We start from the raw sequence: 16175 nt of genomic DNA, 5'->3' as shown, positions 1-16175 counted from the left end.
TCGGCCGGGCCGCGATCTGACGGCAGGTCGACGCCGAAGGCCGTCACCCCCTGGTCGGGGTGACGGCCTTCGGGCTCAGGCGAATCGTTTTGGCTGCTCTACAGACGGGCGGCCTTGGCGAGCAGCGCGAGGGCCGCCTCGTGCTCGTGCTCCTCCAGCGGAGAGAGCAGCAGGCACTGGACCTCACGGACCCCGGCCGCCGAGCGGTGCAGCAGGTCCTGGCCCGCCGAGGACAGCGAGAGCAGGTTGCGGCGGCCGTCCGAGGGGTCGCGGCGACGGAGCACCAGGCCACGGCGGACGAGACGGCTGACCATCTCGGCCATCGTCGCCTTGTCCAGCGAGGCGAGCTCGCCCACCGTGCGCTGGTCGGCGCCCGGCTCCAGCTCCAGCGCGTCCAGCACCGCGTACTGCGGCGCCGTCAGCTCGGAACCGACGTGCTCGGACCAGAGCTTGGTGTGCACCTGCTGGCCGACCCGGATCAGGTAGCCGATCGCCCGCTGGGCGTCGAGCATCGGACGGGCGTCGGTCAGGACGGCCACTGCGGCCGGCTCCAGCCTGGCTATCCGCGCCATCACCCGGACGATCTCCAGTTGCTCCTCCGGGCTGAGCGGCTCGAACAGCGTGCGCTGCACGCGAACCACTCCGCCGGTGGCCTCGCGGACCGCCTGCGCACCGTTCTGAGAGAGTGCCAGCAGCTTGCGTCGGCCGTCTGCCGGGTCCCGGCGCCGCAGCACCAGGCCCCGCCGCACCAGACGGGCGACCATTTCGGCCATCGTGGCCTTGTCGAGCGAGGCCCGCTCCCCCACCGTGCGCTGGTCGGCGCCCGGTTCGAGGGCGAGAACCAGCAGTACCGCGAACTGCGGAGCCGTGAGGTCGGCTCCGACGTGCTCGGACCACAGGCGGGTGTGGACCTGCTGTGCAACGCGGATGAGGTGTCCGGGCGACTGCTGCAGTCGCGCGGACACGCGGGTCGTCGGGATCTCCCCCAGCACCATGTATCCGTCCCGATGTCACACCCGGTGTGTGTGGGACACCCGGGTGGGGCAGTAACGGCGTGTGGGCGTCCCGCTATGAGGGAGGGCGCGCCAGCCGTGCAGCCGGTGGCTGCTGGCGCACACTATACAAACGCCAAGGCCCTGCTGGCAGACGGGGGCCGATAGTAGACGCAACTTCCGGGAACTTGGCATATTTACTCGTCCGGGCGGGGTGTCGTTCACCCACTCGCAGCAGAAAGCCGACCGGCCGGTCCTTACCCTCGGTCACCTGCGGCTCTGTCCTCTGGTTCGGTTGCCTACTCGTCGGTAAGGTGTCGGCGAAGCGCTCTCAACGCCACCCTCCGGCCGACCGTGACGAATTTTTTTCGAGCGGACCGGCCAGCAACCCCACGAGAGAGACGAGACCGAGCATGACCGAGCAGAGCACCGCACCCCGCACCCCGTCCGCCGCCGGGCAGGAGGGGGCCAGGGTCGCGGTCGTCACCGGCGCCGCCCGCGGGATCGGCGCCGCCACCGCGCTGCGGCTGGCCGCCGACGGGTACGCCGTCGCCGTGGTCGACCTCGACGAGGCGGCCGGCAAGGACACCGTCGACCGGATCGTCGCGGCCGGCGGCCGGGCGCTGGCCGTCGGCGCCGACGTCTCCGACGCCGAGCAGGTCCAGGCCGCCGTCGAGCGGATCGCGGCCGAACTCGGCGCCCCGGTCGTCCTGGTCAACAACGCCGGCGTGCTGCGTGACAACCTGCTGTTCAAGATGTCCGAGTCCGACTGGGACACCGTGATGAACGTGCACCTCAAGGGCGCCTTCCTGATGACCCGCGCGGTGCAGAAGCACATGGTCGACGCCGGCTTCGGACGCATCGTCAACCTCTCCTCCTCCTCGGCGCAGGGCAACCGCGGCCAGGCGAACTACTCCGCCGCCAAGGCGGGCCTGCAGGGCTTCACCAAGACCCTGGCGATCGAGCTCGGCAAGTTCGGCGTCACCGCCAACGCCGTGGCCCCCGGCTTCATCGCCACCGAGATGACCGCGGCCACCGCCGCCCGGGTGGGCATGGACTTCGAGGACTTCAAGCGGGCGGCCGCCACCCAGATCCCGGTCAACCGGGTCGGCGTCCCCGAGGACATCGCCAACACCATCTCGTTCCTGGCCGGCGAGGGCGCCGGCTTCGTCTCCGGCCAGGTCATCTACGTCGCCGGTGGACCACTCGACTGATCCGCCCACCGCGAGAGCCGCCCCCGGTCGACCACGGCCGGGGGCGCACCTCTATATAGAGGCATGAACATGCCCGGGGCTCCACGGGGGCGTGGACGTGTCCGAGGTGCGGGGCGGGCTCGACCGCACCGGGCGCGGCCCGGCGGCCCGGCGGCCCGGCGCCTCAACGGCCCGCCGCCCGCTCACCCCAGGCCCCGCAGCACGGGCAGCAGACCGGCGAGCCGTTCCAGCTGCTCCGCCTGCCCCCGCGCGTCGGCCACGCCGAGCCGGCAGACCAGGTGCCTCGCTCCCGCCGCCGAGTACGCCCGCAGCCGCCGCGCGACCTCCTCGGCAGGGCCGGCCACCAGGCACTGGATCGTCTCGGCCACCTCCAGCGGCACCCCGTACGTCGCCCGGCAGAAGGCGTCCAGGCCCTCGCGCCCACCCTCCCGACCCGGCGTCACCAGCACCGTGCAGTAGAGCGCCGGGGTGATCGCGGCCGCCTCCCGGCCGGCCCCGGTGGCCGCGGCCCGTACGTCCGCCAGGCCCGGCCGGTAGTCGCGGTGGTCCGGCGGGTACGGCAGCCACCCGTCGTAGAGCCGGCCGGTACGGGCCAGCGCCGCCGGGGTCGCCCCGCCCAGCCAGACCGGCGGGCCGCCGGGGCGGTGCGGGGCGAGCCCCTGGGGCAGGTCGTCGAAGTGCAGCACCTTGCCGTGGAAGTCGGACGGCCCGGTGGCCGTCCACAGCCGGCGCCAGAGCGCCACCGTCTCGTCGAGCCGTCCGAAGCGGCGCTCCCAGGGCACCTCCGACACGGCGTACTCCCGTTCGGAGCGGTTCGGGAAGCCCGCGCCGACGGTCACCACCAGCCGTCCGGCCGAGAGCAGGTCCAGCGAGGCCAGCGCCCGGGCGGTCTGCACCGGCCGGCGGAAGGCGGGCAGCAGGGCGGCGGTGCCGAGGGTGACCCGCTCGGTCCGCGCGGCCAGCGCGCCGAGCAGGGCGAGCGGGTCGAGCATCGGTTTGAGCAGGGTGTCCCCGGCCCAGAGCGAGTCGAACCCGAACTCCTCGGCCCGCGCCCCGAACCCGATCAGGCCGCGCGGCCCGCCGGCCCCGTCCCACTGCGCCGCACCGGTCGGCAGCACCACACCCACACGCATCTCGTCGTCCATGGCAGCCAGCCTCGCCCCGGGCGGCGGGCCGGGCAATTCCCTGCGGGGAATGGCGATTCCCTCGCCGCGGGCACTAGAACTTGGCCGTGGACTTCCCTCAGGCACTGCGCGAGCGGCGCACCCGACGCCGCCTCAGCCAGCTCGAACTCGCGGACCGGGCCGGCACCACCCAGCGGCACCTCAGCTTCGTCGAGACCGGCCGCTCGGCTCCCGGCCGGGAGCTGGTCATCCGGCTGGCCGAGTCCCTGGAGCTGCCCCTGCGCGAGCGCAACGACCTGCTGCTGTCGGCCGGCTTCGCGCCCGCCTATCCGAGCGGCGCCCTGACCGACCCCGAACTCGCCCCCGTACTGGACGCGCTGGAGCACATCCTGACCGGGCACCTGCCCTACCCGGCGGTGGTCGTCGACCGCTACGGCGAACTCGTCGCGGCCAACACCGCGTTCGGCCTGCTGACCGAGGGCGTCCCGGCCGACCTGCTGGGCCCGGCGACGAACGTCTACCGGGTGGCCCTGCACCCGCGGGGGCTGGCGCCGAGGATCGAGAACCTCCCCGAGTGGGCGCAGCACATCCTGACGGCCCTGCGGCGCGAGGCGGAGCGCCACCCGGACGAGCGACTGGACGCCCTGCACGCCGAGCTCGGCTCCTACCTGCCGGCGCGGGCGCCCACCACGGCCCCGCTCGGCTTCGCGGTGCCGATGGAGCTGCGCTCCCGGCACGGCCTGCTGCGGCTGATCACCACCATCACCACCTTCGCCACGGCGGCCGACGTGACCCTGGCCGAGCTGAAGCTGGAGGCCTTCCTGCCCGCCGACCGGGCCACCTCGACGATCCTCGCGGGGCTGTGCGACGCCGACCGGCCGGCCGCGCCGGGCCCCGCGGTCCGACCGGCCGGATATTCGGGAATTCCCATTCGAGACTCGCTCTGACATTCGAACAGGAATTACCCGGGGAGCTGTTCCGCAAAACCGCCGCCACCCGGCGCACGGGAGCCCCCAACAGGTGGACTCCCGCCGAGCGTGCGCTTAGCACACACTTTGACCTGCGACCTTTTCCTCGGGAAAAAGGACTCATGAATTCTTGACGCGGGTAATCTCCATTCCGTGCATGCGCAGACCGAATCATCACCGGCCCCGACCAGGCCGCCGGCCGGTCCCGACCCGGCCTATTCCAGCTGGCCCCCGCTGAACCGGACCCAAGCCACCCTGCTGGCCCTCACCGCACTGGCCTACCTGATCGTGATCGCCGGCGTGCTCCTGGACACCGCCCTGGTGGACCTCGACTGGTGGGCCAGGCTGGTCCGGCCGTACCACCGCTGGCCCGAGCTGGAGCCGCTGCTGAGCGCCTGGGTGGTGGCGGGCCAGCGCGGGCCCTCCGCGATCGCGGCGGGGGGCTGGCTGCTCTGGCGGGCCTGCCGGACGCACACCGCGCGCCCGCTGCTGGTGATGGCCACCGCACTGCTGCTGCTCAACGTCACGGTCGGCACCGTGAAGATCGTCACCGGCCGGCTGGGCCCGCACTACGCCCACTACGTCGGCTCGGCCGAACTGTTCTCGGGCGGCACCGTCTTCCCCTCCGGACACACCGCCAACGCCGTGGTGACCTGGGGCGTGCTCGCCTACCTCGCGGCGCGCTGGCGGCGCACCGGCGCCGTACTGGCCGGCGCCACCGCCTGCTCGATCGGACTCACCACCGTGTACCTCGGCACGCACTGGGTGAGCGACGTGCTCGCCGGCTGGGCGGCCGGTCTGCTGGTGCTGCTGGCCCTCCCGCTGGCCGAGCCGCTGCTGACCTCCGTCGCCGGCCGGTTCGCGGCCCGCCGCCGGGGGCCCGGGCGGGCCCGCTCCCTCCCGGTCGATCCCGAGGCCGCCCGGGCACCGGCGACCGGGCTCACCCCTCCCAGGCTCGTTCCACGACCCCGTCCCGCACCGTCAGGTTCAACCGACCCTCGCGGTACTCCATAGTGATCATGGCGCCGGGCTCCAGCACCCGGACGGTGTCCCAGCCACGGGCTCGGGCCAGTTCCCCGGCCTCCTCGGCGGACAGTCCGGGAAACTCCCCGGTCCGGTCGTCGGCCATCTCGCTCCCCCTTCGGTACGGCGGCACGCCCGCCGGGACCACCGCGGGGCACCCGTCCGGCACCCGTCCCGCGGCACGGTCACGTCCCGCCGACGGACGTACGCTGGAATCGTAGACCGCCCACCCGGACACCGGGCGCCGCCAGGAGGTGAGCGAGGTGCGCGCGACGACCCCCAGACGCTGGCGCAGCGGCACCGAGCCGGCCACGGCCCGCAGCGACCTCAAGCTCCGGCTGCTGCTGTCGCTCACCTTCACGCCGTTCTTCGCCCTCTGCACCGTCGGCTTCGCGGTGTTCGCCGCCAGGGCCCGGCCGGGTGGCGAGCCCACCCGGGACACCCTGATCGGGTTCGCGATCGCCTGCGGCGCGCTGACCCTGTTCGCCCTGGTGGACCTCTGGATCGTGCTGCGCCGCCGGCAGACGGAGCTCTGACGGGCGGGGCCGGCCGGCGCACCGGTCCGCCCCGCCCCCGTCGCGCGACAGGACAGGGCGTCGGGACGGGACGGCGGGACAGGACGGCGGGACAGGACGGGCGGACCTCAGCGGCTGCCGACCGCCTGCTTGACCAGCGTGCGTCCGAAGTCCCACATCAGGCCGCTGCCCCGGTGCGCGTCGTCCATCACGTCGGTGAACGCGTCCAGGAAGCGGTCGACGTCCCGCTCGGTGACGGTCAGCGGCGGGATCAGTTTGATGACCTCCAGGTGGTCGCCCGACACCTGGGTGAGGATCCGGTGCCGCTGGAGCAGCGGGACCACCACCATCTGCGCGAACAGGCCCTTGCGGGCCGCCTGCAGGGCCGTCCACCCGGTGCGCAGCTTCAGCGACTTCGGCCGGCCGAACTCGATGCCGATCATCAGCCCCCGGCCGCGGACGTCGGCCAGCAGCTCGTACCGGTCGGTCAGCGCGGCGAGGCGCTCGCGGAGGAGGTCGCCGACCCGCCGGGCGTTCTCCACCACCTTCTCGTCGCGCAGGACGTGCAGGGTGGCCAGCCCCGCGGCCATCGCCTGGGCGTTGGAGCCGAAGCTCGCCGAGTGGACCAGGACGCGGTCCATCGAGGAGTACACCTTCTCGAAGATCCAGCCCTTGCCGAGGGTCGCGCCGATCGGCACGTACCCGCCGGAGAGCGCCTTGGCCGCGCACACCAGGTCCGGGAGCACGCCCTCCTCGTGCTGGTAGGCGAAGAACTCCCCGGTGCGGCCGATCCCGGTCTGCACCTCGTCGCAGATCAGCAGGGCCTTGTGCTCGTGCAGCAGGGCCTGGGCGGCGCGCAGCCAGCCGGGCGACGGCGCGTGCACGCCCTTGCCCTGGATCGGCTCGACGATCAGCGCCGCCACGTCGCCCCGCTTGAGCTCGCGGGCGAGCGCGCCGAGGTCCCCCAGCGGGATCGCGGTGTCGGGCAGCAGCGGGTCGAAGCCCTTGCGGAAGCCGCTCTCGCCGTTGACCGAGAGCGAGCCGGCGGTCAGCCCGTGGAAGGCGTGGTCGCAGTAGAGGACGCGGCGGCGCCCGGTGGCGTACCGGGCGAACTTCAGCGCCGTCTCGACCGCCTCGGTGCCGCTGTTGCCGAAGAACACCCGGTCCAGCCCGGGGGTGTACGAGAGCAGTTCCTCCGCCAGCAGCCCGGGCAGCGGTGAGCAGTCGAAGCGGGTGAGGTCGGGCAGTTCGAGGTCCATCACCTGCTGGACGGCGGCCCGTACGACCGGGTGGTGCCGGCCGAGCGCGAAGATGCCGAACCCGGCCAGCATGTCCAGGTACTCGTTGCCCTCGGCGTCGTAGAAGTACGGGCCCTCGGCCCGCTCGTAGTACTTGTCGAAGCCGATGGTGTGCAGCATCCGGGGCAGCTGCGGGTTGAGGTACCTGCCGTGCAACTCGTAGCGCTCGGAGCCGCGTTCGGCGATCAGCGCGGCGAGGTCGAAGCCCGGGGCCGCGGCCGGGCGGGCGGGGGCCGGTTCGGTGCTGGGGTCAGCCGGCATGGCGCTGGTTCGCTCCTCGGGTCGGTAGCAGCCGCTTGGCGATGGCGGCGGTCTGGGCGGCCACGCCGGTTCCGGTGAGGCCGATCTCCTCCAGGATCTCGCCGCGCGAGGCGTGGGCGAGGAACTCCTGGGGAATGCCGAGCACCCGCAGCGGGGTGTCGATCTCGGCGTCCCGCATGGCCTGGGCGACGGCGGCGCCCACGCCGCCGACCCGGCCGTTGTCCTCGACGGTGACCACCAGGCGGTGGGCGGCGGCGAGTTCGACCAGGGCCGGGTCCACCGGCTTGACCCAGCGCGGGTCCACCACGGTGGTGGTGAAGCCCTCGGCGAGCAGCAGGGCGGCGGCGTCCAGGCAGGCGGGGGCGGTGGTGCCGACGGCGACCAGCAGGATCTCGGGGGCGGGGCCGGTGCGCTGCAGCACGTCGACGCCGCCGATCCGCTCCAGGGCGGGGATCGCCGGGCCGGTGTCGGCCTTGGGGAACCGCACCACGGTGGGCGCGTCGGTCACCTCGACCGCCTCCCGCAGCTGCGCCCGCAGCTGGTCGGCGTCGCGCGGGGCGGCCAGTCGCAGGCCGGGCACCACCTGGAGGACGGACATGTCCCACATGCCGTTGTGGGAGGCGCCGTCGGTGCCGGTGACGCCGGCCCGGTCGAGCACGAAGGTGACGCCCAGCCGGTGCAGCGCGACGTCCATCAGCACCTGGTCGAAGGCCCGGTTGAGGAAGGTCGCGTAGACGGCCACGACCGGGTGCAGCCCGCCGGTGGCCAGGCCCGCGGCGCTGGTGACGGCGTGCTGCTCGGCGATCCCGACGTCGAAGGTCCGCTCGGGGTAGGCCTGCGCGAACTTGGCCAGTCCGACGGGCTGGAGCATCGCCGCGGTGATCGCGACCAGGTCCGGCCGCTCGGCCCCGAGGGCGAGCATCTCGTTGCCGAAGACCGACGTCCAGGAGGTGCCGCCGCTCGGCGAGATGGGCAGGCAGGTGTACGGGTCGATCGGGCCGACCGCGTGGAACCGGTCGGCCTCGTCCTGCTCGGCGGGGCGGTAGCCGCGGCCCTTGACGGTCAGGCAGTGCACGATGACCGGGCCGCCGAAGCCCCCGGCCTGGCGCAGCGCCTGCTCGACGGCGCCGACGTCGTGGCCGTCGATCGGGCCGAGGTACTTCAGGCCGAGGTCCTCGAACATGCCCTGGGGCGCGAAGGCGTCCTTGAAGCCCTTCTTCGCGCCGTGCAGCGCGCCGAAGATCGGCTGGCCGACCAGCGGCGTGCGCTGCAGCGCCCCCTTCCCGAGCGCCAGGAACCGCTCGTAGCCCTGGGTGGTGCGCAGGGTCGAGAGGTGGTGGGCGAGCCCGCCGATCGTCTTCGCGTACGAGCGCTCGTTGTCGTTGACGACGATGACCAGCGGCCGGTCCTGCGCCTCGGCGATGTTGTTGAGGGCCTCCCAGGCGAGGCCTCCGGTCAGCGCGCCGTCGCCGATGACGGCGACGGTCCGGCGGTCGTGCTGGCCGAGCAGCTGGGTGGCCTTGGCCAGGCCGTCGGCGTAGGCGAGCGCGGTCGAGGCGTGCGAGTTCTCCACCAGGTCGTGCTCGGACTCGGCCCGCGAGGGGTAGCCGGAGAGGCCGCCCCGGGCGCGCAGCCGGCTGAAGTCCTGCCGGCCGGTGAGCAGCTTGTGGACGTAGCTCTGGTGCCCGGTGTCCCACACGATCCGGTCGTACGGGGAGTCGAAGACCCGGTGCAGGGCGATGGTGAGTTCGACGACGCCGAGATTGGGACCGAGGTGGCCGCCCGTCCGGGTGACGGCGCCGATCAGGAAGTCCCGGATCTCCTCGGCCAGCAGGGGGAGATCCGCCGCGGGCAGGTGTCTGAGGTCTGCTGGTCCCTTGATCGCGGGCAGGAGTGACATGGGTTCACCTCAGGACTTGTTCGACTGACGAGTGGGGTGTTCAGCCTGCCGTGAGAGCGGTCGGCGCGCCTGCTGGGCGCCTGCACGTCTGACCTGTGGGTGGGTGGCGGTGCCCGGCACGGGGGAGCCCGTGCCGGGCGGGGCCCGGAGCCGGCGGCCCGCGGGGGGGGGGTGGCGCCGCCCCCCGACGGCCGGGGCCCTCAGTTCCGGCGGTTGGCGCCGATGGTCTCGCGGAGGGCGCGCAGCGACTCGGTGAGCGAGCCCATGGTGGCGAGCACGGCGGTCGGTTCGTACCCGCAGTGCGCCATGCAGTTCTCGCACCGCGGGTCGCGGCCGCGGCCGTACTTGGACCAGTCGGTCTTCTCGATGAGCTCGCGGTAGGTCGGCACGTACCCGTCGGACATCAGGTAGCAGGGGCGCTGCCAGCCGAACAGCGAGTAGTTGGGGATGCCCCAGGCGGTGCACTCGAAGTCGACCTTGCCCTCCAGGAAGTCCAGGAAGAGCGGGCTGTGGTTGAGGCGCCACCGGCGGCGGTTGCCCCCGGCGAAGGTCTTCTTGAAGAGCTCCCTGGTCTGCTCGACGCCGAGGAAGTGCTCCTGGTCGGGCGCCTTCTCGTAGGCGAAGGCCGGGGAGATCATCATCTCGTCGACCTGGAGTTCGTCGTTGAGGTAGTCGAGCACCTCGATGATGGTCTGCGGGGTGTCGGTGTTGAAGAAGGTGCTGTTGGTGGTGACCCGGAAGCCGCGCCGCTTGGCCTCCTTGATCGCCTCCACCGCCTCGTCGAAGGTGCCCTCCTTGGCCACCGAGGCGTCGTGCCGCTCGCGCAGCCCGTCGATGTGCACGGTGAAGGTGAAGTACGGCGAGGGCGTGAACTTGTCCAGCTTCTTGCGCATCAGCAGCGCGTTGGTGCAGAGGAAGACGTACTTGCGGCGCTCCACCAGCTGGCGGACGATCTCGTCGATCTGCGGGTGCATCAGCGGCTCGCCGCCCGCGATGGAGACCATCGGCGCGCCGGACTCCAGGACCGCGCCGACCGCCTGGGCGACCGGCATGCGCTGCTTGAGCACCCCCGCCGGGTGCTGGATCTTCCCGCAGCCCTCACAGGCGAGGTTGCAGGCGAACAGCGGCTCCAGTTCCACGATGAGGGGGAATTTGTCCCGCCGCTTGAGCAGCTTCTGCTGCATGAGGTAGGTGCTGACCCGCACGGTCTGGCGCAGCGGCATGGCCATGGCTAGCTCGCCTCCTGAGGGAGCGTCGAGGATGTGGGGTGAGTCGGGGGGTGCGGACCACCGGGGTCGCCGACCGCGCCGGGCGGGCCGGCCGGCCGCGCGGCGGTGGCGGGCGAGGCGGCCTGCGCGTGCCAGGCCACCAGGGCGGGCACGGTGGCGCGCAGCGTACGCCAGGCCCGCAGTCCGGCCGGCAGGGTGCCGGGTCGGACCAGCTCGCGTTCGGGGGTGTCGACCACGACCCGCAGGACGGCGGCCGGCAGCGGGCCGGTGGCGCCGGCGGCCGGCGGGGCCGGCGGCAGCTCGCGGAGCCGGGCGAGCACGGCCGCGGCCTCCATGTCGACGGCCAGCGCGCCCTGCGCGTGCAGGGCGCGGCGCTCCAGACCGCGGACGACGTGGTCGGCGGTGTGGTGCGCGCCGATGTGGACGGTCAGGCCCCGGGCTTGCAGGGCCTTGGCGAGGGTCGGGCCGGAATCGATCGCGAAGTGGTTGCCTTCGGCGTCGCGCACCCCGTTCGCAACGATGACGTCTCCCGGGCTTATTCCCGGGGCGACCGCGGCACCGAACCCGGCGACCACCAGGGCGCCGTACCCGCCGGGCGCGGCGGTCAGCAGGCGCCTGACGGCGAGCCCGGCGCGGCGGCGGCCCATGCCGGTGCGCACCAGCACGGGCGGGCCGCCGGCCGCGCCCGACCAGTCGCCGCCGCGCAGCGCCCAGACCTCGGGGCCCAGGGCGCAGAGCACCAGGAGCGGGGCGGTGCTCATCGGGCGGCCCCGATCCCCGGCGCGCTGCCGGCCAGGGCGCCGGCGCCGGGCGTGCCGTTGAGGTAGCGGCCGAGCGCGGTGACGGGGAAGACCAGGCGGTAGAGGTGGTAGTTGATGGAGAAGTCCCACGGGAACCCGGTGCCGGTGAACTGGGGTTCGTCCCAGGTGCCCTCGGGCAGCTGGGTGCGCACCAGCCAGTCGACGCCGCGTTCGACCGCCGGGTTGGCCCGGCCCTCCGGCCCCTCGCCGGCGGCCAGCAGGGCCATCAGCGCCCAGGCGGTCTGCGAGGCGGTGGAGTCCCCGCGCCCGGCCCAGTTCTGCGGGTCCTCGTAGGAGCGCATGTCCTCGCCCCAGCCGCCGTCGGCGTTCTGGCGCTCCTCCAGCCAGCGCACCGCCCGGCGGACGGCGGGGTGGGTGTCCGGCACGCCGGTGGCGACCAGGGCCGGCAGGACGGAGCCGGTGCCGTAGATGTAGTTGGTGCCCCAGCGGCCGAACCAGGAGCCGTCCTGCTCCTGGTTGCGCAGCAGCCACTGCACGCCGCGGCGGGTACGGGGGTCGTCCGCCATGCCGACCTCGGCGAGCATCTCGACCACGTGCGCGGTGACGTCGGCGGAGGGCGGGTCGACGACCTCGCCGAAGTCGCAGAACGGCAGCTTGTTGGGCAGGGTGCTGGTGTTGTCCACGTCGAAGGCGCCCCAGGCGCCGTTCTTGGACTGCATGCCGAGGTTCCAGTCGACGGCCCGCCCGACGGCGCCCGAGACCCGGGCCGGATCGGGGTGCGCCACCCGGCGCAGGGCGAGGACCACCTCGGCGGTGTCGTCGATGTCGGGGTAGTTGTCGTTCTCGAACTCGAAGGCCCAGCCGCCGGGGGCCAGCGAGGGGCGCTGGACGGACCAGTCGCCGCGCCGGGTGATCTCCTCGCCGATCATCCAGTCGACCGCGGACACCAGGGCCGGGTGGTCGGCGCCGACGCCGGCGTCGACCAGCGCGATGGTGGCCAGGCAGGTGTCCCAGACCGGGGACTGGCAGGCCTCCATCCAGCGCATGCCGTCCTCGGTGTGCACGGTGAAGCGGTCGAAGGCGGCCAGACCCGCCTGCATGACGGGGTGCTCCAGTTCGTAGCCCTGGAGGTGCAGGGCGATCAGCGAGTAGACGGCGGGGGGCTGGATGCCGCCCCAGCAGCCGTCCGCCTCCTGCCGCTCGACGATCCAGCGGGCGGCCTGCGCCAGGGCGACCCGGCGCAGCGGGCGGACGGCCCGCCGGTGGTAGGCGTGCAGGAACTTGTCGAGGCGCTCGAAGATGCCGTCCCAGGTGGTGGGCGGGGCGAGCGGGCGTTGGGGGAAGGGGTTCGCCGGGTCGGCGTGCAGCTCGGTGAGGGCGAAGGGGGCCGGGCGGACCGGCCGGTGGGCGGACACCACGGTGAGCGGGACGATGGTCTGGCGGGCCCAGCAGCCGAAGGCGTAGATGTTCAGCGGCAGCCACTTGGGCAGGAACATGATCTCGGGCGGCATCTCCGGTAGCCGTTCCCACGGCCACCAGCCGAACAGGGCCAACCAGATCCGGGTGAAGACCCGGGTGGCCGCGATGCCGCCGCTGTCCCTGATGTGCCGGGCGGCCGCCTGCATGTGGGGGGCGCCGGGGTCGTCCCCGGCGAGTTTCAGCGCGACGTACGCCTCGACGGTGGTGGAGAGTTCCGCGGGGCCGCCGTAGAAGGTCGACCACGTGCCGTCGTCCCGCTGCTGGGAGCGGATCCACTCGGCGGTGGCCTTGGTCAGTTCTTCGTCCCGGATGCCGAGGAACTGACGCAGTAACAAGTCCTCGGCGTCCATGGTGACGTTCGTTTCCAGGTCACCCTTCCACCAGCCCTCGGAGCTCTGCAGCGACAGCAGGTGGGTGGTGGCGCGGGACAGTGCCTCCTGTGCGGAGGCGGCCCCGGGGACCGCGCCACCGATAGTGGGTCCATCAGCTTGTCGGACCGGTTTGGCTCCGTCACCCTCCCGCCGCCCGGCGCTCGCGAGGGGCAGGGACGGAGCCGCTCCCGGCGCCTGGTGCCCCGCGAGGCGTTCAGGCGCCGGTGGGCGCTCGCCCACCGCGACCGGCTCGGAATCGTACTCAGGGTCGAGCCGGCCGTCCGCAGTTGCTGTCAACTTGACGTCACCTCTCTCGTACCACCACGAATTCGGCGAGTGCGACGAAGTGCTCGCGCACCGTGTCGGCCATCGGCACCTCGTCCAGGGCGGCGAGGGCAGTCTTGTGCTGGCGGCGTGCCTCGTCCTGGGTCCAGGAGCGGCCGCCGGCCGCCTCGATCAGCGCCGCGCGGGCGGCGAGCTGCGGCTCGCTCTCCTCGCCGCGCCCCTTCGGGTCGGCGAGCTCCTCGGCCAGCCGGCGCGAGGCCGCGCCGCCCTCGGCCAGGGCCGCGGCGACCGGCAGGGACTTCTTGCGCTGGCGCAGGTCGCCCCAGTGCGGCTTGCCGGTGACCTCGGTCGCGCCCCAGATGCCGAGCAGGTCGTCGACGGCCTGGAAGGCGAGGCCCAGGTGGTGGCCGTAGCGCTGGAGGGCGTCCGAGGTGCGGTCGTCGGCACCGGCGAGCACCGCGCCGATCGCGGAGGCGGCGGCGAGCAGGGCGCCGGTCTTGTTGCCCTCCATCTCCAGGCACTCCTCGACGGTGACGACGTCGCGGTGCTCGAAGGAGAGGTCCTGGGCCTGGCCGTCGATGAGCTTGCGGGTGGCGGTGGTGATCAGCCGGACGGCCCGGGCCGCGTCGGCCGCGGAGGCCCCGCCGGTCACGGCGGCGTCCAGCAGCACCTCCGTCCCGAGCGTCGCCAGGGCGTCGCCGACCAGGATCGCCTGGGCCGGACCGAAGACCGTCCAGGCGGTGGCCCGGTGCCGTCGGGTCTCGTCACCGTCCATCAGATCATCATGGAGCAGGGAGAAGTTGTGCACCAGTTCAACGGAGACCCCGCCGGGCACCCCGGCCTGGGGTTCGGCGCCCACGGCCTGCGCCGAGAGCAGGGCCAGCGCCGGGCGCACGGCCTTGCCGCTGTCGCCCTGCACGGGGGTGCCGTCGCGGTCGATCCAGCCGAAGTGGTAGGCCGCCACGGTGTCCATCGGGGCCACCAGGCGGGCCACCGAGGCCCGCAGCGGGGCGGAACAGAGCGTGCGGGCGTGGGCGAGCAGCTCGGGCACCGAGATCGGCTCGGCCTGCGCCGTGCCTCCCGCGCCTCTGCCGATGCGTGACTCCACGGACGTTCCCTCTCCCTGATGGTGCCGGGCCGTGCTGGACGGCCGGGTGTTTGCGGTGTCGGCGGCGGCGCCGGACCGCGCGGCGGCGGTCGGCGCGGTGCCGGGTCGGGCGTCGTCGGTGCGGACGGGTCCGGTGGTCATCGCGGCCACCGCCCGTCGCCCCGGTCGACCGGGCGACGGGCGCTGCCGGTCAGAGCGGCGTCGGCCGCCGCGTGGCCGCTGCGCACGGCGCTCTCCATGGTCGCGGGCCAGCCGGTGGCCGTCCACGACCCGGCGAGCAGCAGTCCGGGGACGCGGGTCCGGGCCTGCGGCCGCAGCGCGGCGCTGCCCGGGGCCGGGTCGAAGGTGGCGGTGCGCTCGCGGGTGACGAAGAAGTCCAGCACCTCGGCGCCCCCGGCGGCCGGGAGCAGGCGGGCGAGCTCCGGCAGGTAGCGGCGGCGCAGCTCGGCGACCGGCAGGTCGATCTCGTCCTGGACGGCGGACTGGGACACGGCCAGGTACTGGGCCCCGGCGTGCGCGGCGCCCAGGGCGGTGGTGGCCAGCCCGGAGTGCGCGGTGCGGTCGAAGACCCACTGCACGGGCGAGCCCAGTGCGGCGAAGAAGGGGCGGCGCAGCACCGTGCGGTCGTAGATCACGTGCACGTTGAGGATGGGCGCGGTGCCGAAGCCGGCGAGCCGCTGCTGGCCGTCGATCGCGTCCGGCGGCAGCAGGGCGGCGGCGGTGTCCTGGGCGCCGGCGAGGACGACCGTGTCGGCGGAGAGCAGTTCGCCGCCGTCGAGGCGCACGGCGTGCTGGCCGGCCGGCTTGAGCTCGGTCGCGCGGGCGCGCAGCAGCACGCGCACTCCGGCGCGCTCCAGCTCCGCGAGCGCCGCGTCGTGGTGGATGGCGCCGAGCGGGACGGCGGCCGTACCGATGTCCGAGGCGCCCGGGTCGGAGAGCAGGCCGGTCTTGAAGACCATCGCGGCGAGTGCCAGCGACACCTGGTCGGCCCTGGCGTTGAGGGTGGCCACGCCCACCAGGTCCCACATGGCGGCGAGGGTGGCGGCGTTCTGGCCCTTGCGGCGCAGCCAGTCCCCGAAGGAGATCTCGTCGAGCGCCGGGTCCGCGAGGTCCAGGCCCTTGAGGGCGAGCGCGGCCCGCACCACCCGCAGGCGGTCGGCCGGGCCCAGGTGCGGGTACGCGGCGAGGCTGCCGGCCAGGTGCAGCGGGACGGGCAGGGCGGCCCGGCGCAGCCGGCCCAGGGTGCGGCGGGTGGCCGGCCCCGATCCGGACACGCCGAGGACCGGGACGTCCAGCCGGGGCTGGATGTCGACCAGGCGGCCGGCGCCGAGCCGGTCGACCAGCCCGCGGTAGGCGGTGCAGCAGCGCAGGAAGACGTGCTGGCCGTTGTCGACGGTCAGCTCGCCGCGCTGGAAGGAGAAGGCCAGTCCGCCGAGCCGGGGCCGGCCCTCGACCAGGGTGACCCGGTGGTCGGCCTCGGCGAGCCGCAGCGCGGCGGTGATGCCGGCCAGGCCGCCGCCGACCACCACGGCGGTGGGTCGGGTGCCCCCGGATCGCCCGCTCATCGGCCCTCCCCCCTGTCCTGGTCGCACGGGACGCCGACGTCCGACGCGGATGTGCCCATGCGTGATTGCCTGCTGACAAAGC

At 73.8% G+C, this 16175-nt stretch carries 14 protein-coding genes; 4 read left to right on the top strand and 10 right to left on the bottom strand.

Annotated elements, in window-relative coordinates; all coding sequences use genetic code 11:
* Positions 1–98: 98 nt before the first annotated feature.
* Complete coding sequence (locus ACFTWP_RS20345) at positions 99–995, bottom strand: MarR family transcriptional regulator (RefSeq protein WP_380265990.1); 897 nt, start codon at positions 993–995, stop codon at positions 99–101.
* A 410-nt stretch (positions 996–1405) separates the two neighbouring features.
* Between ACFTWP_RS20345 and fabG the strand changes: the two genes are divergently transcribed.
* A complete protein-coding gene (gene fabG / locus ACFTWP_RS20340) occupies positions 1406–2206 on the top strand; it encodes a 3-oxoacyl-ACP reductase FabG (protein ID WP_380265989.1) in 801 nt (266 codons plus the stop codon).
* Positions 2207–2388: 182 nt separating this feature from the next.
* Here the strand turns inward: fabG and ACFTWP_RS20335 are convergent, their stop codons facing one another.
* Positions 2389–3351, bottom strand: coding sequence for an LLM class flavin-dependent oxidoreductase (locus tag ACFTWP_RS20335; protein WP_380265988.1), 963 nt, complete (start codon positions 3349–3351; stop codon positions 2389–2391).
* Between the two features lie 86 nt (positions 3352–3437).
* On the opposite strand from ACFTWP_RS20335, the gene ACFTWP_RS20330 reads away from it, so the two are divergent.
* Positions 3438–4277, top strand: coding sequence for a helix-turn-helix domain-containing protein (locus ACFTWP_RS20330; protein WP_380265987.1), 840 nt, complete (start codon positions 3438–3440; stop codon positions 4275–4277).
* A gap of 174 nt (positions 4278–4451) precedes the next feature.
* The gene (locus tag ACFTWP_RS20325) at positions 4452–5312 is read left to right on the top strand and encodes a phosphatase PAP2 family protein (RefSeq protein ID WP_380265986.1); all 861 of its coding nucleotides are present in this window, start codon (positions 4452–4454) and stop codon (positions 5310–5312) included.
* On the opposite strand, the gene ACFTWP_RS20320 is transcribed toward ACFTWP_RS20325, so the two are convergent.
* On the bottom strand, positions 5239–5427 hold the full coding sequence (locus tag ACFTWP_RS20320; protein WP_380265985.1) for an I78 family peptidase inhibitor: 189 nt from the start codon (positions 5425–5427) through the stop codon (positions 5239–5241). The two genes, ACFTWP_RS20325 and ACFTWP_RS20320, sit on opposite strands and share 74 nt — an antisense overlap.
* Positions 5428–5584: 157 nt before the next feature.
* On the opposite strand from ACFTWP_RS20320, the gene ACFTWP_RS20315 reads away from it, so the two are divergent.
* Positions 5585–5857, top strand: coding sequence for a DUF6343 family protein (locus tag ACFTWP_RS20315; protein ID WP_380265984.1), 273 nt, complete (start codon positions 5585–5587; stop codon positions 5855–5857).
* A gap of 107 nt (positions 5858–5964) precedes the next feature.
* On the opposite strand, the gene ACFTWP_RS20310 is transcribed toward ACFTWP_RS20315, so the two are convergent.
* The 7 genes from ACFTWP_RS20310 to hpnE form a co-directional block, all read right to left on the bottom strand.
* A complete protein-coding gene (locus ACFTWP_RS20310) occupies positions 5965–7395 on the bottom strand; it encodes an aspartate aminotransferase family protein (protein ID WP_380265983.1) in 1431 nt (476 codons plus the stop codon).
* Positions 7385–9295 (bottom strand): 1-deoxy-D-xylulose-5-phosphate synthase, encoded by a 1911-nt coding sequence (gene dxs, locus ACFTWP_RS20305; protein ID WP_380265982.1) that lies wholly within the window; start codon positions 9293–9295, stop codon positions 7385–7387. The genes ACFTWP_RS20310 and dxs overlap by 11 nt, the downstream gene beginning before the upstream one ends.
* A 200-nt stretch (positions 9296–9495) precedes the next feature.
* Positions 9496–10524, bottom strand: coding sequence for an adenosyl-hopene transferase HpnH (hpnH, locus tag ACFTWP_RS20300; protein ID WP_380265981.1), 1029 nt, complete (start codon positions 10522–10524; stop codon positions 9496–9498).
* 2 nt (positions 10525–10526) lie between these two features.
* Positions 10527–11285, bottom strand: a complete 759-nt coding sequence (locus ACFTWP_RS20295) for a 1-hydroxy-2-methyl-2-butenyl 4-diphosphate reductase (protein WP_380265980.1) — start codon at positions 11283–11285, stop codon at positions 10527–10529.
* Positions 11282–13237: a squalene--hopene cyclase gene (gene shc, locus ACFTWP_RS20290; protein WP_380266054.1), complete on the bottom strand. Its 1956-nt coding sequence runs from the start codon at positions 13235–13237 to the stop codon at positions 11282–11284. The genes ACFTWP_RS20295 and shc overlap by 4 nt, the downstream gene beginning before the upstream one ends.
* Positions 13238–13439: 202 nt before the next feature.
* Positions 13440–14669, bottom strand: coding sequence for a polyprenyl synthetase family protein (locus ACFTWP_RS20285; protein WP_380265979.1), 1230 nt, complete (start codon positions 14667–14669; stop codon positions 13440–13442).
* Complete coding sequence (gene hpnE / locus ACFTWP_RS20280) at positions 14666–16093, bottom strand: hydroxysqualene dehydroxylase HpnE (protein ID WP_380265978.1); 1428 nt, start codon at positions 16091–16093, stop codon at positions 14666–14668. Before hpnE ends, ACFTWP_RS20285 begins: the two co-directional genes overlap by 4 nt.
* Positions 16094–16175 lie beyond the last annotated feature (82 nt).

Origin of the sequence: Kitasatospora sp. NPDC057015, from assembly GCF_042673745.1 — a bacterium.
Classification (GTDB): Bacteria; Actinomycetota; Actinomycetes; order Streptomycetales; family Streptomycetaceae; genus Kitasatospora.
The sequence above is the reverse complement of the archived record's forward strand: the minus strand, read 5'-3'. Positions and strand labels throughout refer to the sequence as shown.

Coding starts and splice junctions, on each gene's coding strand:
- ACFTWP_RS20345 (WP_380265990.1), bottom strand. CDS start 995: ATGGTGCTGGGGGAGATCCCGACGACCCGCGTGTCCGCGCGACTGCAG.
- fabG (WP_380265989.1), top strand. CDS start 1,406: ATGACCGAGCAGAGCACCGCACCCCGCACCCCGTCCGCCGCCGGGCAG.
- ACFTWP_RS20335 (WP_380265988.1), bottom strand. CDS start 3,351: ATGGACGACGAGATGCGTGTGGGTGTGGTGCTGCCGACCGGTGCGGCG.
- ACFTWP_RS20320 (WP_380265985.1), bottom strand. CDS start 5,427: ATGGCCGACGACCGGACCGGGGAGTTTCCCGGACTGTCCGCCGAGGAG.
- ACFTWP_RS20310 (WP_380265983.1), bottom strand. CDS start 7,395: ATGCCGGCTGACCCCAGCACCGAACCGGCCCCCGCCCGCCCGGCCGCG.
- dxs (WP_380265982.1), bottom strand. CDS start 9,295: ATGTCACTCCTGCCCGCGATCAAGGGACCAGCAGACCTCAGACACCTG.
- hpnH (WP_380265981.1), bottom strand. CDS start 10,524: ATGGCCATGCCGCTGCGCCAGACCGTGCGGGTCAGCACCTACCTCATG.
- ACFTWP_RS20295 (WP_380265980.1), bottom strand. CDS start 11,285: ATGAGCACCGCCCCGCTCCTGGTGCTCTGCGCCCTGGGCCCCGAGGTC.
- ACFTWP_RS20285 (WP_380265979.1), bottom strand. CDS start 14,669: ATGACCACCGGACCCGTCCGCACCGACGACGCCCGACCCGGCACCGCG.
- hpnE (WP_380265978.1), bottom strand. CDS start 16,093: ATGAGCGGGCGATCCGGGGGCACCCGACCCACCGCCGTGGTGGTCGGC.